This window comes from Streptomyces sp. NPDC048269 (genome assembly GCF_040652395.1).
Lineage (GTDB): Bacteria > Actinomycetota > Actinomycetes > Streptomycetales > Streptomycetaceae > Streptomyces.
In genome coordinates, this window is sequence record NZ_JBEZLW010000016.1 from 106,952 (window position 1) to 126,707 (window position 19,756).

General features: G+C 73.1%; 13 protein-coding genes and 1 pseudogene. 2 read left to right on the plus strand and 12 right to left on the minus strand.

Annotated elements, in window-relative coordinates; translation table 11 throughout:
- Nucleotides 1–44: 44 nt before the first annotated feature.
- The 12 genes and pseudogenes from galE to rsmI form a co-directional block, all read right to left on the minus strand.
- Nucleotides 45–1,019: a UDP-glucose 4-epimerase GalE gene (gene galE, locus AB0D48_RS19810; protein ID WP_362398091.1), complete on the minus strand. Its 975-nt coding sequence runs from the start codon at nt 1,017–1,019 to the stop codon at nt 45–47.
- A gap of 96 nt (nt 1,020–1,115) precedes the next feature.
- Nucleotides 1,116–1,808 (minus strand): LuxR C-terminal-related transcriptional regulator, encoded by a 693-nt coding sequence (locus AB0D48_RS19815; protein WP_362398225.1) that lies wholly within the window; start codon nt 1,806–1,808, stop codon nt 1,116–1,118.
- A gap of 122 nt (nt 1,809–1,930) precedes the next feature.
- Nucleotides 1,931–3,724, minus strand: coding sequence for a PQQ-binding-like beta-propeller repeat protein (locus tag AB0D48_RS19820; protein ID WP_362398093.1), 1,794 nt, complete (start codon nt 3,722–3,724; stop codon nt 1,931–1,933).
- Between the two features lie 41 nt (nt 3,725–3,765).
- On the minus strand, nt 3,766–5,433 hold the full coding sequence (locus AB0D48_RS19825) for a PQQ-binding-like beta-propeller repeat protein (protein WP_362398096.1): 1,668 nt from the start codon (nt 5,431–5,433) through the stop codon (nt 3,766–3,768).
- A gap of 156 nt (nt 5,434–5,589) precedes the next feature.
- Entirely contained in the window at nt 5,590–7,392 is a 1,803-nt protein-coding gene (locus AB0D48_RS19830; RefSeq protein ID WP_362398099.1) for an ABC-F family ATP-binding cassette domain-containing protein, read from the minus strand.
- A gap of 29 nt (nt 7,393–7,421) precedes the next feature.
- Nucleotides 7,422–8,771: an acyltransferase gene (locus AB0D48_RS19835; protein WP_362398101.1), complete on the minus strand. Its 1,350-nt coding sequence runs from the start codon at nt 8,769–8,771 to the stop codon at nt 7,422–7,424.
- A 392-nt stretch (nt 8,772–9,163) separates the two neighbouring features.
- Entirely contained in the window at nt 9,164–10,072 is a 909-nt protein-coding gene (locus AB0D48_RS19840) for a 4-(cytidine 5'-diphospho)-2-C-methyl-D-erythritol kinase (RefSeq protein WP_362398104.1), read from the minus strand.
- Nucleotides 10,069–10,971 carry a 16S rRNA (adenine(1518)-N(6)/adenine(1519)-N(6))-dimethyltransferase RsmA gene (rsmA, locus tag AB0D48_RS19845; protein WP_362398107.1) on the minus strand — a complete coding sequence of 301 codons (903 nt, stop codon included), beginning with the start codon at nt 10,969–10,971 and terminating at the stop codon, nt 10,069–10,071. Before rsmA ends, AB0D48_RS19840 begins: the two co-directional genes overlap by 4 nt.
- Nucleotides 10,968–12,047: pseudogene (locus AB0D48_RS19850) on the minus strand (ubiquitin-like domain-containing protein); the annotation flags it as partial. The pseudogene AB0D48_RS19850 and the gene rsmA, both read right to left, overlap by 4 nt.
- A 1,206-nt stretch (nt 12,048–13,253) precedes the next feature.
- Complete coding sequence (locus tag AB0D48_RS19855) at nt 13,254–14,135, minus strand: TatD family hydrolase (protein ID WP_362398111.1); 882 nt, start codon at nt 14,133–14,135, stop codon at nt 13,254–13,256.
- A gap of 10 nt (nt 14,136–14,145) precedes the next feature.
- A complete protein-coding gene (locus AB0D48_RS19860) occupies nt 14,146–14,535 on the minus strand; it encodes a hypothetical protein (protein ID WP_362398228.1) in 390 nt (129 codons plus the stop codon).
- Between the two features lie 253 nt (nt 14,536–14,788).
- Entirely contained in the window at nt 14,789–15,685 is an 897-nt protein-coding gene (gene rsmI, locus AB0D48_RS19865) for a 16S rRNA (cytidine(1402)-2'-O)-methyltransferase (protein ID WP_362398114.1), read from the minus strand.
- A gap of 78 nt (nt 15,686–15,763) precedes the next feature.
- Between rsmI and AB0D48_RS19870 the strand changes: the two genes are divergently transcribed.
- Both AB0D48_RS19870 and AB0D48_RS19875 read left to right on the plus strand, forming a co-directional pair.
- Nucleotides 15,764–17,533, plus strand: a complete 1,770-nt coding sequence (locus AB0D48_RS19870) for a phospholipid carrier-dependent glycosyltransferase (RefSeq protein ID WP_362398117.1) — start codon at nt 15,764–15,766, stop codon at nt 17,531–17,533.
- 372 nt (nt 17,534–17,905) lie between these two features.
- Nucleotides 17,906–19,552, plus strand: coding sequence for a penicillin-binding transpeptidase domain-containing protein (locus AB0D48_RS19875; protein ID WP_362398120.1), 1,647 nt, complete (start codon nt 17,906–17,908; stop codon nt 19,550–19,552).
- Nucleotides 19,553–19,756: the final 204 nt, after the last annotated feature.

Sequence of the window (19,756 nt, forward strand, 5' to 3'; positions counted from 1 at the left end):
GAGGGCGTGCGGGGAAAGCGGTGGTGCGGGTGGACACCGGTGGTTCAGGAGGTGTGCGTCCGGGCGAAGTTCCACGCGTCCGTGATGATGCCGGTGAGGTCCGAACGGCTCGGGGTCCACCCCAGCCGCTCGTGGGCGGTGCGGGCGGAGGCGACCAGCATGGCCGGGTCGCCTGCCCGGCGCGGGGCGATCACTTCGGGGATCTCCCGTCCGGTCACCTTGCGGACGGTCTCGACGACCTCGCGGACCGAGAACCCGGCGCCGTTGCCCAGGTTGCAGATCAGGTGCTCGCCGGCGACGGCCGCCTCCAGCGCCGCCAGGTGGGCTTCCGCCAGGTCCGCGACGTGGATGTAGTCGCGTACGCAGGTGCCGTCCGGGGTCGGGTAGTCCTCGCCGAACACCGAGATCGACTCCCGCTCGCCCAGGGCGACCTGGAGGACCAGCGGGATCAGGTGGGTCTCGGGGCTGTGCCGCTCGCCGAACTCCCCGTACGCGCCCGCCACGTTGAAGTAGCGCAGGGACACCGCGGCCAGGCCGTGCGCCACGCACTCCCCCGCGATCATGTGGTCCACGGCCAGCTTCGAGGCCCCGTACGGGTTGGTGGGCGCGGTCACCGAGGCCTCCGTCAGCAGGCCCTCCGTCGGTTCCCCGTAGGTGGCGGCGGTGGAGGAGAACACCAGCTTGCGCACGCCCGCACCGCGCATGGCGGCGAGCAGGGCGAGGGTGCCGCCGACGTTGTTCTCCCAGTACTTGCCCGGGTCCACCACGGACTCGCCGACCTGCGAGGAGGCCGCGAAGTGCAGTACCGCGTCGTAGGAGGAGTCCAGGTACGAGGCGGCGTCCTGGATCCGGCCCTCGATGAAGGTGGCGCCCGCCGGGACTCCGACGCGGAAGCCGGTGCTGAGGTCGTCGAGGACGGTGACCTCGTGACCCGCCTCCAGGAGGTGGGCCGCGACCACGCTGCCGACGTATCCGGCGCCGCCGGTTACCAGGTATTTGTGAACTGGCGTCTTGCTCACTCGCCTACTGCCTCTCGCGGGGGACCACGCGCCGGATGCCTGCGCATGCAGACACTGGCTTACCCGATTCGGCGCCCGCGGGGAAATCGGCTCCCGTCAGGCCTGGGCGGCGGCGGACGGCTGCACCGGCACCGCCCGGTCCAGCAGGCCGGTACGGGCGGCCAGCGCGGCCGCCTCCAGCCGGGAGCCCACGCCCAGCTTCATCAGCACCCGCTGCACGTGGGTGCGGGCGGTGCTCGGCGCGATGGCCATGCCCGCGGCGATGAGCCGGGTGTCCTCGCCTTCGGCAACCCGGACCAGCACCTCCACCTCGCGGGGCGTGAGCAGCCGCAGCAGCCGGCTGCCCTCGTCGTCGGGCTGGGCGGAGGGGTTGAGGAGCTCCGCGAAGGCGCCCTGCAGCAGTTGCGGGGCGATCGCCACCTCACCCGCCCTGGCCTTGGCCAGCGCCCGTTCCACGCCCTCGATGCGCTCGTCGTGGCGTACGTACCCCGAGGCGCCGGCGGCGAAGGCGGCCGCGATCCCGCGCGGGCTGGGCACCGGGCCCAGGACGACGACGGCGATCTGGGGGCGCTCGCGCTTGATCCGGACGACGGGCTCGAAGACGCCGGGCTCGGCGGGGGTGGCGGTGCCGAAGAGGCAGACCTCCGGGGCGCGTCCGACGACCAGCTCGGCGGCTCCCGCGGCCGGGGCGGCGGCGGCGAGCACCCGGTGGCCGCGCAGTTTCAACGCCGAGGCGAGCGCCTCGGCCAGCAGCCGGTGCTCGTCGACCACCACGACCCGTACGCCCATTGCGGCCCCCACCCCCCACCCTTCTGACCCGGCAAGCTACACGCTTGTTCGACGGTGCGAGGCGGATACCGCGCAGAAGCCCCCGGAAGGCGGACCTTCCGGGGGCTTCCTGGACGCGGCGGTCAGCTCGCGGTGAAGGCGGTGAAGATGTACTCCGGGTCGGACGTGGCGGAGTACGGCTTCTTGACCGACGTACGGGCGATGAAGAGCTTGCCGTTGTGGTAGCGGTACTCGTGGTGGTCGGGCAGGTAGGCCGTCTCGATGCGCTGGGTCGCCTTGTCCGAAGGGTTCTCCATCAGGACGGTTTCCTTCATCGTCTTGCCGTCGATGCTGACGATCTGGCCGCCCTTGTCGTACGGGGGGTCCTTGTAGACGATGATGTTCGACCCGTCCATGCGCAGCGGGTACAGCTGGTACCGCTCGCCCGCGTCTGCGCGGTCGCTGGTCTGCTTGCCGGTCTCCAGGTCGAAGGAGAGCAGCTCGTTGGTCTTGCCGTAGGGGTCCTGGCCCTGGTGCTCGTAAGACGGCAGGTAGAGCTTGCCGTTGCCGACGACGAAGCCGGAGCACTTCTCGACCTCGGTGTTGCACTCACCGCCGAAGTTGCCGGAGGAGAGCGAGATGCGCGCCTTCAGCTGGCCGGCGGGGTCGATGACGAAGAGGTCGCTGACGCCGCTGGCGTTCTTGGCGGTCTTGCCGACGTCGGCGGCGACGATCAGGGGCTTGGTGGCGACGATGCTGGCGTTCTCGATGCCCGCGGAGAGCTTGTACGTGGACTGCGGCGCACCGGTCGCAGGGTCGAGGACCTGTGCGTAGAGGGTGTAGTTGGGGCTCTGGCCGCACTTGCGGATGACGGCGAGGGCCTCGCCACCGGCGTAGCCGGCGTCGCGGCAGCCTTCGCCGTCCGTCTTGGGCACCCACAGCGACTTGCCGTCGGCGAGGTTCCAGGCGGCGCCGCCCGAGGCACCGCCTGCGGCGACGGTCTGCCCGCTGAGGGTGATCTCGTAGTAGGAGGCGGGCTTGTCGCCGGTGGCGGCGCTCTTGGCGTTGCCGGTCCAGACGAGCTTGCCGGCTTCCAGGTCGATGACGCCGACCTCGGTGCACGGCGGGTACTTGTTCTCCGGCGTGCTCTGCGCGGGCCTGAAGAGCACCGCCGACTTGTTTGCGGTGACGTGGGGGGTGGCGCCGCAGAGTTCGCCCGGGAGCGGCACCTCCCACTTCTTGCCGCCGTCGACGAGGTTGTAGCCGACGATCTTCGACACATCGGACTTGACGTAGGTGGAGTCGGTCAGCCAGGAACCGGGGACCTGGAACATCTCCTCCGGCGTCGGGCTGGGCTGGTTGACCAGCACCTTCGACTTGGGGTTGGCGGGCACCTTCTCGCTGCCGCCCGGGCCGGCCTGGCCCTTGTCCTCGCCCGGTTTGGCGGGACCGCTGTTCGCGGTGTCCTTCTTGCCGTCGCCGTCGCCGGAGACGTACCAGAAGCCGCCGCCGACGATGAGGACGATGGCCAGGAGGGCTGCGCCGACGATCATCAGCTGGTTGCGCTTGTCGTTGCCGCCGCCGCCCGCGCCGCCGGCCGGGGGCTGGGCGGAGTACATGGGCGTGGTGGGCGGCCCGAAGGGCGGCGGCGTGCCGGGCTGCTGCGGGTATCCGTAGCCGGGGCCGGGCTGCTGCGGGTAGCCGTACGCGGGCTGCGCGGCGGGCGGCGCGGCCGGCGGCTGCTGCTGCTGCGGCGCGGCCGGCGGCTGCTGCGGGGGCGCGGGCGGCTGCTGCGGGGGCGCCGGGGGTACGGGCGGCGACGGCGGCTTACCGAACCCGCCAGGGGTGGGGGTTCCCCCGGCGGGGGCCGGGGGCGGATCCTGCGGCGCTCCGAAGCCGCCGGACGGCGGCTGGCTGGGGGGCGGCGGGGTACTCATGCGTTACTACTGCCTCTCGGTGGGCGGCTCGGTGGACGCGTTCACTTGCCGAAGACCATCAGGAACTTCTCGTCCTTGCCCCGGGCGAGCAGATGTGTGACGGAGAGGAAGAACCGCCCGTCCACGTAGTCGGCCTTCGGGGAGTAGAAGGAGCTCTCGACCGGAGCGGCCGGGCCGGACGGGTGTCGCAGGAGCGCGGTGGGCTCGCCGCCGGCGGCCGGGATCGAGAGGATCTCGCCGCCCTTGTCGTACTCGGCCTTGCGGTAGGCGATCAGCTGCCCGTTCGCGGCCTTGACCGGGGTCAGGGTGCGCTTGTCCCCTGCCGGGGTGCGCCACTTGGCCTTGCCGGAGGCCAGGTCGAAGGCGACGATCTCGTTGCCGGTGCCGGCTTGCGTCGACGTGGGCAGGTAGAGCGTGTTGGAGTCCACCAGGCCGGCGGCGCAGCCCTGGTAGGAGCGGCTGAGGAAGCTTTTGCAGCCGGTCGCGAAGCTGCCTTCGCCGGTGACGGTGGCACGCTGCTTCCCGTCGGGTCCGAGGACCACGATGGAGCGCTCCTTCTTCTGCTCGTTGCCGATGTCGAGGACGAGCGGGTCCACCGAGTAGACGCTGGTGACCGTGAAGTCCTTGGGGAGCCGGAAGGACCAGGTCGACTTGCCGGTGGCCGGGTCGGCGTCCTTGACCTCGACGGTGTGGTCGGCGTCCTGGCAGGTGGCGATGCCGATCATCTTGCCGTTGCCCCCGAGGTAGGAGCTGATCATGCAGCCCTCGGCCGGGGTCGCGAAGAGCTTGTCCCCGGTGCTGACCTTGAAGACGCTGGCGCGGGTGACCCGGTTGACGGAGACGGAGTCTGCGGTGAGGCTCAGGCTGGGACCGGCGGAGAGGTCGAACATGCCCTCCTTGGGCACCTCCTTCGTCCAGCCCTCCTTGCCCGTCTTGAGGTCGACCATGCGCATCTGGTTGCACTCGGCGCTGTCGCTCTCGCCGTTCTTGAACATGACGACGGTCTTGGCGTCGGCGGTCATCTGGTCCGTGACAGCGCAGATGTCACCGGGGAAGGAGATCGTCCACTTCTCCTTGCCGTCGGCCGCGCCGTAGCCGGTGAGGTTCTTCCAGACGGTTTTGGCCACGGTGTCGCCGACGACCCACTGGCCCTTGGTGTCGACGCCGATGCCGGGCCCGTCGACCTTGGCGGTCTTGAGCCACAGGACCCTGTCCTCGCCCTGCTTGCGCGCGGAGTTGAGGTCGGCGTCCGCGGCTCCGTTGCCGCTGCCGTCGCCCTCGTCGACGGAAGGGGAGCCGGAGGGCTTGGCGTCGGGGGACGTGGACTCCTGCGCGACGGGCGGCTTGGGGTGCTCGTCGTCCTTGAAGAAGCCGACGTACGCGACGGTCCCTACGACGAGGACGGCGGCGACCGAGGCGGCGATCAGCACGGTCAGCTTCTTCTTCGGCGTCATGCCGGAAGAGGGCTGCGGCATGCCCGGCAGGCCCGGGGGCGGCGGCATTCCCGGCATACCGGCGGGCGGCGGCGGGTAGTGGGCCGGCTGCTGCGGGACGGCGGAGGGCTGCTGCGGGACGGTGGGGGGCTGCTGCGCGTACGGGTTCTCGCCCTGCTGCGGATATCCGTATCCGGCCTGCGGCGGCGGGCCGGGCAGGTGTCCGTAACCGGAAGGTGTCGGCGGCTGGTTCGGCGGCTGGGGCGGCTCGGTCATCAGCGCGTACCTTCGGTGTCAGAAGTCGGGGAGGATGACCTTTCTATCACTCACGCAGGCCTGACGCCGGGCCGGTCCGCCCCCTGTTCCCAAGGGAGGACCGGCCCGTGACGCCGCCGTTATCCGGCCAGTTGGCCGCCCGGGGGCGGCCGGAGGCTACGCCTCCTCGGCCAGCTCCAGCCAGCGCATCTCCAAATCGTCGCGGTCCGCGAGGAGTTCCCGGAGTTCCGCGTCGAGCTTGGCCACCTTGTCGTAGTCGGTGGAGTTCTCGGCGATCTGGGCGTGCAGGCTGCTCTCGCGGTCGGAGAGCTTGTTCAGCTGCCGCTCGATCTTCTGGAGCTCCTTCTTCGCGGCGCGGGAGTCCCCGGAGGCGGTGGACTTCGCCGCGGCGGCGGCCGGGACGGGCGCCGGGGCGGCCGCCTCGATCATCCGCCGGCGGCGCTCCAGGTACTCGTCCAGGCCGCGCGGCAGCATCCGCAGGCTCGCGTCGCCGAGCAGAGCCATCACGGTGTCGGTGGTGCGCTCGATGAAGAACCGGTCGTGGGAGATCACGATCATCGAGCCGGGCCAGCCGTCGAGGAGGTCCTCCAGCTGGGTCAGGGTTTCGATGTCGAGGTCGTTGGTGGGCTCGTCGAGGAAGAGGACGTTGGGCTCGTCCATCAGCAGGCGCAGGATCTGCAGCCGGCGCCGCTCACCGCCGGAGAGGTCGCCGACCGGCGTCCACTGCTTCTCCTTGGTGAAGCCGAACTGCTCGCACAGCTGGCCCGCCGTCATCTCGCGGCCCTTGCCGAGGTCGACGCGGTCGCGGACGCGCTGGACGGCCTCCAGGACGCGCAGGGACGGGTCGAGTTCGCCGACCTCCTGGGAGAGGTAGGCCAGCTTGACGGTCTTGCCGACGGTGACCTTGCCGGCGGCGGGCTGGGTCTCGCCCTGGGTGCGGGCGGCCTCTGCGAGGGCGCGCAACAGGGAGGTCTTGCCCGCGCCGTTGACGCCGACGAGACCGATGCGGTCGCCGGGGCCCAGGTGCCAGGTGAGGTGCTTCAGGAGCGTCTTCGGGCCGGCCTGGACGGTCACGTCCTCCAGCTCGAACACGGTCTTGCCGAGGCGGGCGTTGGCGAAGCGCATCAGCTCGGAGCGGTCGCGCGGCGGCGGCACGTCGGCGATGAGCTCGTTGGCGGCCTCGATGCGGTAGCGGGGCTTGGAGGTCCGGGCCGGGGCGCCGCGGCGCAGCCAGGCCAGTTCCTTGCGCATCAGGTTCTGCCGCTTGGACTCCTCGGTGGCGGCGATCCGCTCGCGCTCGGCGCGGGCGAAGACGTAGTCGCTGTAGCCGCCCTCGTACTCGTGCACGTCGCCGCGCTGCACGTCCCACATGCGGGTGCAGACCTGGTCGAGGAACCAGCGGTCGTGGGTGACGCAGACGAGGGCGGAGCGCCGTTCCTGGAGGTGTCCGGCCAGCCAGGCGATGCCCTCGACGTCGAGGTGGTTGGTGGGCTCGTCGAGGACCAGGAGGTCCTGGTCGGCGATGAGCAGCTTGGCGAGGGCGATGCGGCGGCGCTCGCCGCCGGAGAGCGGGCCGATGACGGTGTCGAGGCCCTGCCCGAAGCCGGGCAGGTCGAGTCCGCCGAACAGGCCGGTCAGCACGTCACGGATCTTGGCGTTGCCGGCCCATTCGTGGTCGGCCATGTCCCGGATGATCTCGTGGCGGATCGTGGCCGCGGGATCGAGGGAGTCGTGCTGGGTGAGGACGCCCATGCGCAGGCCGCTGTTCTGGGTGACGCGGCCGCTGTCGGGCTCCTCCAGCTTGGCGAGCATCCGGATGAGGGTGGTCTTCCCGTCGCCGTTGCGGCCGACGACACCGATCCGGTCCCCCTCGGACACGCCGAGGGAGATGCCGTCGAGCAGGGTACGTGTGCCGTACACCTTGCTGACTGCCTCGACATTGACCAGATTGACGGCCATCAGACGCGCTCCAGGTAAGGGTTTATGGATCAGCCCCTCAGCCTAACGCTCCGGGAGGACGCCGACCGTTCCACCAGGAGCCAGCCGCCCAGTGCCATGACGATCGCGGCGGGCGCGGTGACCGGGACGGCGATGAGGGTGGCGGTGTGACCGTCGAGCAGGCCCCCGAGGCCGGTCATGGACAGTGCGAGGACGCCGAGCAGGCAGAGGGTGATGCCGGCGGCGGCGCGGGGGCCGTTGCCGGGGCCGGCGGTGCTGGGGCTGCGGCCCGCGGCCGGAGCCGGGACCGGGGCCGGGGCCTCGAAGCGCCGGAAGAGGGCGACGAGCACGCCGGTCAGCGCGGCGGCCGCCGACAGCCTGACCGGTACCTGCGCCCACCAGGCGGCGGATCCCGGTACGGGCAGCTCGATCCCGAGGGCGAGCTGCGCGGCGTACACGGCGAGCATGGCGGTTAGGTGCCAGAGGAAGGCGGTCATGGCGATCCCGTTGGCTGCGACGACACCGCGCCAGACGCGGGGGCGGGCGAGCCAGGCGGTGGCGGGGCGGGCCAGGAGCTGGACGGCGCCCACGAGCCACATGGCGTGCGCGAGCAGCGCGAGGGTCGGCGGCGCCATGTTGGAGACCTTCTCGCCCGGCATCCCGACCATGGACAGCGGGTACGGGCCGTACGCGACCAACGCCGCGGCCGCGGCGAGCCCGGCGGCGGCCAGGGCGGCGGGGAAGCGGATCCGCCCGTCGGCGCGCAGGAAGCCGAGCTGGTGGACGGCGAGCCAGACGAAGGCGAAGTTCAGGAACTCGACGTAGGGGACGCCGAGCGCGAAGCGCAGGACGTCGACGAGCGCGGCGGCGGCGAGAAGCCCTGCGAAGGCCCCCCAGCCCCACCGCTCGTGCAGTTTCAGCAGCGGCGGGGTGAAGGCGACCATCGCGAGGTAGATCCCGATGAACCAGAGCGGCTGCGTGACCACCCGCAGCGCGGCCCCGCTCAGCCCGCCGGCGCCGCGGCCTGCGAGCTGGACGGCGAGCGCCGCCGCGGCCCAGACGAGGACGAAGACGAGGGTCGGCCGCAACAGCCGCTGGAGCCGTGCCCGCAGGAAGGCGGCGTAGACGGACTGGTCGGTCCGGCGGGCCAGGGAGCGGTAGGACAGGGCGTGCGAGAACCCGCCGACGAAGAAGAAGACGGGCATGACCTGGAGCCCCCAGGTGAGCACCTGGAGCGGGGGCACGAGGGCGAGCAGGTTCCCTATGCCGTCGCCGCTGACGGCGGCCATCAGCCAGTGCCCGGCGATGACGGTGGCGAGGGACGCGGCCCGCAGGAGGTCGACGTACCGGTCCCGCGTGGCGGGGGTGGCGGCGGCCATGTCGCTTGCGCTGACTGTCATGGCCCTACGATCGCCGCCGGCGGCGGTCTCCCGACAGGGCGCGGATACTCAACTCCCGCCTAGGTACGGGGCACGGGTGCGGGCCGTCTGCTGGGGCTCCGCCCCAGACCCGCGCCTCAAGCGCCGGCGGGGCTGAAATTGCCCTGCGGGCAATCCAGCCCACGCCGGCAGGCGACAGGCGGCACCAGCCAAATCCAGCCCCGCCGGCGTTTGAGGCGCGGGGTCTGGGGCGGAGCCCGGTCTTCCAGCCCCGCCGGCGCTTGACACGCGGGGTACGGGCGGAGCCACCGGGCACATTCAGCCCCGCCGGCGCTTGAGGCGCGGGGCTCCGGGGGCCGGCCCCCGGCAGCGGTGCCGCAGGGGACGCGGGGCGGAGCCCCGGGGAGGTCGGGTCAGGACGGGAGGACAGTGGCTCCGGGGGCCGGGCTCGACGCCACGCGGGTGGCCCGGCAGGTGCCCGAGGCTTCGAGGGCCGCAGCCACCTTCGCGGCGGTTTCCGGGTCGCGGACCAGGAAGGCCGTCGTCGGACCCGATCCGGAGACCAGCGCGGCCAGCGCCCCGGCATCCGTCCCCGCGGCCAGCGTCCCGGCCAGCTGCGGTCGCAGCGACAGGGCCGCCTGCTGGAGATCGTTCGCCAGTACGGGGGCCAGCGCGTCCGGATCGCCCGACGCCAGAGCCGCGAGCAGGGCCGGCGAGGCCTCCGGCTCGGGGATCCTCGTACCGGCGGTGAGTCGGTCGAACTCGCGGAACACGGCCGGCGTGGACAGACCACCGTCCGCCACCGCGAACACCCAGTGGAACGCCCCCGCGTCCACCGGGGTCAGCAGCTCGCCGCGCCCGGTGCCGAGCGCGCCGCCGCCGACGAGGCTGAAGGGGACGTCGCTGCCCAGCTCCGCGCAGATGTCGAGCAGTTCGGCCTGCGGGGTACCAAGGCCCCACAGGGTGTCGCAGGCCAGCAGGGCCGCCGCCCCGTCCGCGCTGCCGCCCGCCATGCCGCCCGCGACGGGGATGTTCTTCGCGATGTGGAGGTGGACGGCGGGTTCGACGCCGGCCCGGGCCGCCAGGATCTCGGCGGCGCGCGCGGCGAGGTTGGTGCGGTCCAGGGGGACCTGGCCGGCGTCGGGGCCCGCGCAGGTCACGGTCAGTCCGCCGGCCGCCGTCGCCGTCACCTCGTCGAAGAGGGAGACGGCGAGGAACACGTTCGCCAGGCCGTGAAATCCGTCGGGGCGGGCCGCGCCCACCGCCAGCTGCACGTTGACCTTCGCGGGGACGCGTACGGTCACGCTCGTACGGGAACTCACAGCGCGGGCCTCTCCGCCGCGGGCTTGTTCTCGGCGATCGCGGCGAACTCCTCCACCGTCAGCGACTCCCCGCGCGCCTGCGGCGAGACCCCCGCGGCGACGAGCGCGGCCTCGGCTCCGGCCGCCGAGCCGGCCCAGCCGGCCAGCGCGGCGCGCAGGGTCTTGCGGCGCTGCGCGAAGGCCGCGTCCACGACCGCGAAGACCTCGGCCTTGGTCGCGGTGGTCTTGATCGGCTCGGCGCGCCGCACCAGCGAGACGAGGCCGGAGTCGACGTTCGGCGCCGGCCAGAAGACCTTGCGGCCGATGGATCCGGCGCGCTTGACGTGCGCGTACCAGTTGGCCTTGACGGAGGGGACCCCGTACACCTTGTTGCCCGGCTCGGCGGCGAGCCGGTCGGCGACCTCGGCCTGCACCATCACCAGGGTCCGCTCGATGCTCGGAAAGCGGTCGAGCATGGTGAGCAGGACGGGCACGGCCACGTTGTACGGCAGGTTCGCGACGAGCGCGGTCGGCGCCGGCCCGGGGAGCTCGGTGACCAGCATGGCGTCGGAGTGGACCAGCGCGAAGCGGTCCTTGCGCCCGGGCATCCGGGCCTCGATGGTCCCGGGCAGCGCGGCCGCCAGGATGTCGTCGATCTCGACGGCGGTGACCCGGTCGGCGGCCTCCAGCAGCGCGAGCGTCAGCGAGCCCAGCCCCGGGCCGACCTCGACGACCACGTCGTCCGGCCGCACCTCGGCGGTGCGCACGATCCGGCGCACCGTGTTGGCGTCGATGACGAAGTTCTGGCCCTTCTGCTTCGTCGGGCGTACGCCGAGGGCGGCGGCCAGCTCCCGGATGTCGGCGGGGCCGAGGAGGGCGTCAGAAGGGTTCTCGTTGGGCTGCTGCTCTGCGGTGCTCACCGGCTAAGCCTACGGCCGCAGTGCGGCCACGGACTCGCCCCCCGCTGCACGTAGAGCTTCTTCGCCCGGTACGTCTGCTCGGCGCCCGAGGCGTCCTGGGGGCGGCCGCTGCCGCCGAGGGCGTGCCAGGTGTGGACGTCGAACTGGTAGAGCCCGCCGTACGTGCCCGAGGGGTCGGTGGCGGACGGGCGGCCGCCGGACTCGCACCGGGCGAGGGCGGCCCAGTTGAGGCCGTCGGCGCCGGAGACGGAGGTCGGCAGGGGCTTCGTGCCGACCTTGACGAGCTGGGGGACGGGCTCGCGGACGGTCTCCTCCGCGATGCGGCGGGGCTTTTGCCGGACCCCGTTGACGGTGCGCAGGCTGTACGTGACCCTGCGCGCCCCGGGGCGGCCGACCCGCTCGACCACCTCGGTTCCGGAGAAGAGGGTGTCGTCCTCGGTCTTCTCCGTGGCGTACGGGATGCGTTCCTCGCGGACCTCGCGGGTGCCGGTGATGCGCAGCACGGTGACGGTCTGGCCGTCGCGCGGGAAGTCGGTGGGGGGCACGGAGGTGGTGTCCTGGCCGTGCAGCGTGATGCCGGCCTGGTCGAGGGCCTCCTCGACGGTGGCGGCGTTGGTGCGGATGGTGCGTTCACGGCCGTCGGCCATGAAGGTGACGCTGCGTTCGGTGCGGACGCTGAGGGTCAGGCCGGCGCGGGGGACGGGGGCGGTGCGGGGGGCGGAGAGGTAGGCGCCCTCTGCGCGGATGCCGAACTGGCGCAGTGCCTCCTCGACGGTGCGGGCGGTGGTCCACACCTGGCGCCGCTGTCCGTCGAGGGTGAGGCGCAGGGGGCGGCCGTAGCGGACGACGACCTGCTCGCCGTCGTCGAGGGGTGCGCCGGGGGCGGGGGCGACGAGGTCGTGCGGTCCGACGCCGAGGCCTTCGGCGGCCAGCAGTTCGCCGATGTCACCGGCGAAGGTGTGGAGGTTGCGGGGGACGCCGTCCACGGTGAGGAGTACCGACTTGTCGGCGGCGACGAAGGCGGTGGTGCCGCCGGCGAGGACGGCGACGACCAGCGCCTGGGGCACGATCCGCCGCCAGGACCCTCCCGGGGCGGCGGGGGTGGGTACGGCGGGCGCCGCGGCCCGGCTGCGGGAGCGGCGCCCTGGCCCCTGCCGGGGGCCCGGCGGTGCCGGTACGGCCACGGGCCCGGCGCTCCCGGCTCCGGGGTCCGCCGCCCGGCGCCGGCCGGTGCCTGCCGGGGGCTCGGCGGTGGCGGTACGGCCACGGGCCCGGCGGCCGGAGCCGCCCGCGCCGCCCGCGCCGCCCGCGGCGCCCGCGGCGTCGGCGCCGGGCGGCGGCCCCGGGGCCCGGCGCCGGCCCGGGCCGGGCGCAGGGGCCGCGTCCGGCCACTGGCCGGCCGGAGCCCCCGCATCGGGCCGGGCGGCCGGCTGGGCGGCGAGGCCCGGCGGGCCCCAGCCCGCCGGGCCGGCATCGGCGCCGGGCGGCGGCCCCGGCGCCCGGCGCCGGCCCGGGCCGGGCGCGGGCTCCGCCTCGGGCCACCGACTGCCTTGCGCTTCGGTGTCGGACCACGCGGCCGCCGGAACGGCCGATGCCGAACCGGCGTGGACCCCCCGGCGGCCCGGGCCGGGCGCGGGCTCCGCCTCGGGCCACCGACTGCCTTGCGCTTCGGTGTCGGACCACGCGGCCGCCGGGACGGCCGATGCCGTCCACGCGGCCGCCGGGACGGCCGGTGCCGAGGCGGCGTGGGCCCCTCGGCGGCCCGGGCCGGGTGTGGGGGTCGCGTCGGGCCACTCGGCGTCCGGGCCCCCGGTATCCGGCCACGCGGCCGAGGGCGCGGCGGGGGCCGGTGGGGGCGGGGCCGTGCGACCGCCGGCGGGGCGGCGGGCCGCCCCCCGGTCGCCGCCGCGCGGCGCGGGGACCGCTGGCTCCGTACCCCCGGCTCCCGCCGGCCAGCCCCCGGACTCCGGATCCACCACACCGCCCGGCCAGGCGACCGGCTCCGGAGCGCCGGCTCCCACCGCCCAGGCCACGGACTCCGGATCCACCGCACCGCCCGGCCAGGCCGCAGGCTCCGGGTCCACCGCTCCGGCCCGCCAGGCCACGGGCTCGGCCTCGTACGCCCCCGGGACGGGACCGCCGCGGCGGTGACTGCCCTGTGTATCGCTCACGAAGCTCGCTCCACTGGTCCGGACCCTCATGGTTCGGGCACGGCACCATAGCGGAGGATTCGTCACGCTCCAAAGTTGTATGACTACACAGGGTGTCGAGCCGCGCGGGGCTCAGTAGGCGAAGGCGCGCGCCGTGTTGGCGGCCAGCGCGGTGGCCATCGCGTCCTCGTCGAGGCCGCGGACCGCCGCCATCGCCCGTACCGTCAGCGGGATGAGATACGGCGCGTTGGGCCGGCCGCGGTACGGAGCCGGCGTCAGGTACGGCGCGTCCGTCTCGACGAGGACCAGCTCCAGCGGCGCCACGGCCAGGGCCTCGCGCAGCGGCGCCGCGTTCTTGAAGGTGACGGTCCCGGCGAAGGACATGTAGTACCCGGCGGCGGCGCACTCGCGGGCCATCTCGGCGTCCCCGGAGTAGCAGTGGAAGACGGTGCGCTCGGGCGCGCCCTCCTCGCGCAGCACGCGCAGCACGTCGGCGTGCGCCTCGCGGTCGTGGATGACGAGGGCCTTGCCCTGCCGCTTGGCGATCTCGATGTGGGCGCGGAAGGAACGCTCCTGCGCGGCCATCCCCTCCGGGCCGGTACGGAAGTAGTCCAGCCCCGTCTCGCCGACTGCCTTCACGTGGTCCAGTGCCGCCAGCGCCTCGATCTCGGCGAGTGCGTCGTCCAGCGCGGCCTCGCCGCCGCCGGTCCGGGCGCCCTGCCTCGACCAGCCGTCGGGGTCTCCGTGGACGATCCGGGGGGCTTCGTTCGGGTGAAGGGCCACGGCCGCGTGGACGTTCTCGTACGCGGCGGCCGTCTCGGCGGCCCACCGGGAGCCCTTCACGTCGCAGCCCACCTGGACGACCGTCGTCACGCCCACCGAGGCGGCCTTCGCGAGGCCCTCCTCCACGGTGCCGGACTGCATGTCCAGGTGGGTGTGCGAGTCCGCCACCGCCACCCGGAGGGGTGCGGGCAGCGGCGGGGGTGCGTCCTTCGAAGCAGAGGAAGAGCTCATACGGCCGATCTTATGACCGGCGGAAGAGCGCCAGCAGACGGGAGATCGGGCCTCCGCGCTTCTCGGACTCGTCGATGGCGACGGGTCCGGGGGCGTCATGGTGCCGGGACGCCTTGTGCGGCTTCGGGGCCCGGGGGACGTTCGCGCCCGCCGGGACGGGCCCGGCGATCCCGGGCGCGATGCGGTGGTGGTAGAGCTGGTCGATCGTGCCGAGCACCGAGGAGACCTGGCCCGCGCGCATGATGCGGACGACGTGTCCGCCGCAGTTCAGGCAGGTCGGGTTGGACAGCGGGGAGGGCACCCGCTCCCCCTTGACCGTGTACATGATGAACGGCTGACCCGTGCCGTCGACGTGGTGTTCTATCGCGTACGCCTGCTCCCAGCCGTACCCGCACCTCATGCAGGCGAAGGAGTACGCCTCGTGCACGGTCTGCACGCCGGCCTGGACGGGTACGACGGAGACGGGTACGGGGGTGTCAGCGATCTCACTCATGCCAGCTCCTCTTGTTCCACTGGTGCCATTGCCAGTGGACGCCTCTTCGGGCGGGAGCGCATCAGGCCCTGTCTAGTGTTGGACGGCCTTTGGGCGACTCATGCCCAAAGCGCCCGGTGCGCGGTCTGAGCTTTGCTTTTCAGGTTAGCTCTTTACCGACTTACGGCACCTTTTGTGCCGCATTCTTTGCCGCGACGACCGCGTCGAACACCTCGCGCTTGGGTACCCCGGCCTCGGCGGCGACCGCGGCGATGGCCTCCTTGCGCCGCTCCCCCGCCTCCTCGCGCACCCGTACCCTGCGCACCAGCTCCTCGTCGTCCACGTCTCCGGGGGCGGCCGCCGGGGCACCCTCGACGACGACGGTGATCTCGCCGCGGACGCCTTCGGCTGCCCAGGCGGCCAGCTCGCCGAGTCCGCCGCGCTTGACCTCCTCGTAGGTCTTGGTCAGCTCGCGGCACACGGCGGCGCGCCGCTCGGCGCCGAAGACCTCGGCCATCGCGGCCAGCGTGTCGTCGAGCCGGTGCGGGGCCTCGAAGTAGACGAGCGTGCGGCGCTCGCCCTCGACCTCGCGCAGCCGGCCGAGGCGCTCGCCCGCCTTGCGCGGCAGGAACCCCTCGAAGCAGAACCGGTCCACGGGAAGCCCGGACATGGCCAGCGCGGTGAGTACCGCGGAGGGCCCGGGTACGGCGGTGACCTTGATGTCCTTCTCCACGGCGGCGGCGACCAGCCGGTAGCCGGGGTCGGAGACCGAGGGCATCCCGGCGTCGGTCACCAGCAGCACCCGCGCCCCGCCGGCCAGGGCCTCGACCAGCTCCGGGGTGCGTGCCGACTCGTTGCCCTCGAAGTACGACAGGACGCGCCCGGTGGTGTGCACGCCGAGCCCCTGCGTCAGCCGTCGCAGCCGCCGCGTGTCCTCGGCGGCGATCACGTCGGCCCGCTCCAGCTCGGCCGCGAGCCGCGGCGGGGCGTCCGCGAGGTCGCCGATCGGGGTACCGGCGAGGACGAGGACGCCTGCCGGAGAGGTGGGCTCGGTACCGCGGGGCTGGTCAGTTGTCACCCGTCCATCCTCTCAGTCCCGCGACCCGACCCTCCCCGCCACTGGGGCACTCACAGATCCTTTCCCTACGATGGCCCGGTGACCAAGACCGCGACGCCTCCGCCCAGCTCCGCGGGGGCCCCTCCCGCCCCGTCGGCGGGACAGGAGGAAGAGCCGCCCACCTGGCTGCGCCGCCTGCGCGCCTTCGGCTACGCGCCGCGCGGCGCGGCGTCGTGGCGCGCGGACGTCCGCACCCGCCTGGTGCCCCCGTACGCCCAGCCCTCCGTGCAGCTGTGGATGACCTTCGGCCTGCCGCAGCAGGTGTGGGGCACGTGGCAGCGCATCCTGGCGTGGGCGGGGCCGCTGCTGGTGGCGCTCGTCGCCGGGGTGCTGCGGTTCGTGCACCTGGGCAGCCCCAAGGCGGTGATATTCGACGAGACGTACTACGCCAAGGACGCCTGGGCCACGATCAAGCAGGGCTACGAGGCGAGCTGGCCCAAGGACATCGACAAGTCGATCCTCGCCAACCCGGACGGGGTCAGCCTCCCGCTGGACCCGGGCTACGTCGTGCACCCGCCCGTCGGCAAGTGGGTCATCGGGCTCGGCGAGTGGATGTTCGGCTTCACCCCCTTCGGCTGGCGGTTCATGACCGCCGTGCTCGGCACCCTCTCGGTGCTGATGCTGTGCCGGATCGGGCGGCGCCTCTTCCGCTCGACGTTCCTGGGCTGCCTGGCGGGGGCGCTGCTCGCGGTGGACGGCCTGCACCTCGTGATGAGCCGCACCGCGCTGCTCGACCTGGTGCTGATGTTCTTCGTGCTCGCCGCCTTCGGGGCGCTGCTCATCGACCGGGACAAGGCCCGGGCCAGACTCGCGGACGCGCTCCCGGTGGACGGGGAGGGCCGGACCCGGCCCGACATGCGGATCGCCGAGACCCTTCGGCTGGGCTGGCGCCCGTACCGGATCCTGGCCGGGGTCTGCCTGGGCCTGGCCGCGGGCACGAAGTGGAACGGCTTCGTCGTGCTGGCCTTCTTCGGCGTCCTGACGGTGCTGTGGGACGCGGCCGCGCGGCGCACCGCGGGCGCGGGCGCCCCGTACGCGGCGATGCTGCGCCGCGACGCGCTGCCCGCCTTCGTGTCGACGGTCCCGGTCGCGGTCGTGACGTACCTGGCCTCCTGGTCGGGCTGGATCTTCAGCCCCGACAACGGCAAGGGCGGCTACCTGCGCGACTGGGCGGCGAAGAACGACCAGGGCAGCGCGCTGTCGTTCCTGCCGGAGTGGCTGCGCAGCCTGTGGCACTACGAGACCGAGGTGTACAAGTTCCACGTCGGTCTGACGTCGGGGCACACCTACGAGTCGAACCCGTGGAGCTGGCTGGTCCTGGGCCGGCCCGTGTCGTACTTCTACGAGTCCCCCGAGCCCGGCACCGACGGCTGCCCGGCGACGGAGGCGGGCAAGTGCGCCCGCGAGGTGCTGGCCCTGGGCACGCCGCTGCTGTGGTGGGCGGGCTGCTTCGCGCTGCTGTACGTGCTGTGGCGGTGGTTCTTCCGCCGCGACTGGCGGGCGGGCGCGATCGCGTGCGCGCTGGGCGCGGGCCTGCTGCCCTGGTTCAACTACCAGGAGCGGACCATCTTCTTCTTCTACGCGGTGGTCTTCGTCCCGTACCTGTGTCTGGCGGTGGCGATGATGATCGGCGCGCTGCTGGGTCCGGCGGGCTCGACCGAGAGACGGCGGACGCTGGGCGCGATCGGTGCGGGGGTGCTGGTCCTGCTGATCGTGTGGAACTTCATCTATTTCTGGCCCGTCTACACGGGCCAGACCCTGCCGATGGACTCGTGGCGGGGCCGGATGTGGCTGGACACCTGGGTCTAGCAGCGAGAACGACGGCCCCGACGCTCACGGGCGTCGGGGCCGTCGCGTTTGTCACGTCGGCGGCCCGTGGCCGGGACCGCCTGCGCCACGACAGGTCAGCGGCCCGGCCGGCCGAGCCGGGCGATCAGCCGCTGCTGCTTCCTGCGCGCCGCGTTCTGAGCGTCGCACATCGCCCTTCAGCGGGCGGCAAAGGGCCAACCCCCAGCTCCGGGAACGGACATGCTTCACGGCCCCTGCCGGGCCACCCACCTTTTCGGCCATCGATGTTCCGGTCCGGTAACAAGCGGCGAACCGTCCGCTCGCGGAGCGTAAGGTCCGCCCCAGAGGTTCTTTGAACATGTTCAGAGAACGGGGACTCTGAAGGAGAAGCACGTGAACGGGGTAGCGAAGGGCGCCATCGTCGGCGGGGTATTCCTCGCGATGGTCGGTGGCGCCGGATACGGGGTGTACACCCTGGTCGGGGACGCCGGCGACGGTGATGGCAAGAGCAGTGGGAAGGCCGAGGCCTCCGTGCAGCCGGAGAAGGGCAGCGGGCCCGTCACCGAGAAGGAGACGGCGGCGACCGCCAAGGCCTTCCTGGCGGCGTGGGCGGCGGGGGACGCGCAGGCGGCCGCCGCCCTGACGAACAACGAGCAGGCCGCGCGGACCGCGGTGGCGGACTACAGGGCCAAGGCGCACGTGTCCAAGGCCGTGATCACGCCCGGTACGCCGAAGGGCGACACGGTGCCCTTCGCGGTCGCCGCGGAGATCACGTACGAGGGCACGACCAAGCCCCTCGCCTACGAGTCCCAGCTGACCGTGGTGCGCGGCCTGACCAGCGGGAAGCCCCTGGTCGACTGGCAGGCCTCGGTGATCCACCCACAGCTCCAGCGGGACGAGAAGCTGCGTGCGGGCGCCCCGGCGAACCCGCCGGTCAAGGCCGTGGACCGCAACGGTGAGGAGCTGACGGCGGAGAAGTACCCCTCGCTGCGGCCGGTACTCGACCAGCTGCGCGACACGTACGGCAGCAAGGCGGGCGGCAAGGCCGGCGCCGAGGTCTGGATCGAACCCGCCACGGCGGACACGCCCAAGCGGACCCTGCTGACCCTGGTCGAAGGCGAGCCGAGCACCATCAAGACGTACCTGGACGCGAGGGTGCAGGCGGCGGCCGAGCAGGCGGTCGGCAGGTTCCCCGAGGCGTCGGTGGTCGCCGTCAAGCCGAGCAACGGGCACATCCTGGCCGTCGCCAACCACCGCAAGGACGGCTACGACGCGGCACTGACGGGCAACCGGGCGCCCGGCTCGACGATGAAGATCGTGACGTCCGAGATGCTGATGGACCGCGGCAAGGTAGCGGCCGACAAGCCGGCGGAGTGCCCGAAGGACGTGTCCTCGGGCGGCCGTTCCTTCCACAACCTGGACAACTTCGCGCTGCCCGCCGGCACGAGCTTCGCGACCAGCTTCGCCAAGTCCTGCAACACCGCCTTCATCAAGCAGATCAAGGAGGTCGACGACGACGGCGCCCTGGCGAAGGAGGCCACGGAGGTCTTCGGCATCGGGCTGAACTGGCAGACGGGCGTCAAGTCCACCGACGGCAAGGTCCCGGTGGCGACGGGCGCGGAGGCGGCCGCCGCGTACATCGGGCAGGGCAGGATCACGATGAACCCGCTGAACGTCGCGTCCATCACCGCGACCGCCCGCACCGGCGTGTTCCACCAGCCGCTGCTGGTCTCGCCGGACCTCGACGGCCGGACGATCGTGACGGCGCAGCGCCGGATGAAGCCCGCGGTGCATCAGCAGCTGGTCTCGATGATGCGGCTGACGGCGACGAGCGGCACGGCCCAGAAGGTGATGTCCACGGTCGGCGGCTCGGACAAGGGTGCGAAGACGGGCTCGGCGGAGGTCGGCGGCTCGGGCAGCCCGGACAGCTGGTTCACCGGCTTCAGCGGCGACGTGGCCGCGGCGGCCATGGTCGAGGGCGGTGGCCACGGCGCCGACGCGGCGGGCCCGATCGTCGCCGAAGTGCTGAACGCGGGCTAGAACAGGGCCCGTCGCACGGCACGGCGGGGCGGGAGCCGGTCCGCGCGCCCTCCCCGGACCCGGCCGACTCGGGACGGACGGACGGGCGCGACGGGCGGCGCATCCCGGTCCCGGCCGGCCCGGGAGGGCGGGGGCGGCGCCTGGTCCGGCCGGCCCGGGACGGGCGGGGCGGAAACGCCTCGACCCGCCGCCCCGCGCAGGCTA

Excerpts from the sequence above, each read along its gene's own strand:
- AB0D48_RS19855 (WP_362398111.1), bottom strand. The coding sequence starts at position 14,135 with ATGAGCTCTTCCTCTGCTTCGAAGGACGCACCCCCGCCGCTGCCCGCA.
- AB0D48_RS19815 (WP_362398225.1), bottom strand. The coding sequence starts at position 1,808 with ATGGGCGTACGGGTCGTGGTGGTCGACGAGCACCGGCTGCTGGCCGAG.
- AB0D48_RS19825 (WP_362398096.1), bottom strand. The coding sequence starts at position 5,433 with ATGACCGAGCCGCCCCAGCCGCCGAACCAGCCGCCGACACCTTCCGGT.
- AB0D48_RS19830 (WP_362398099.1), bottom strand. The coding sequence starts at position 7,392 with ATGGCCGTCAATCTGGTCAATGTCGAGGCAGTCAGCAAGGTGTACGGC.
- AB0D48_RS19835 (WP_362398101.1), bottom strand. The coding sequence starts at position 8,771 with ATGACAGTCAGCGCAAGCGACATGGCCGCCGCCACCCCCGCCACGCGG.
- AB0D48_RS19860 (WP_362398228.1), bottom strand. The coding sequence starts at position 14,535 with ATGAGGTGCGGGTACGGCTGGGAGCAGGCGTACGCGATAGAACACCAC.
- AB0D48_RS19820 (WP_362398093.1), bottom strand. The coding sequence starts at position 3,724 with ATGAGTACCCCGCCGCCCCCCAGCCAGCCGCCGTCCGGCGGCTTCGGA.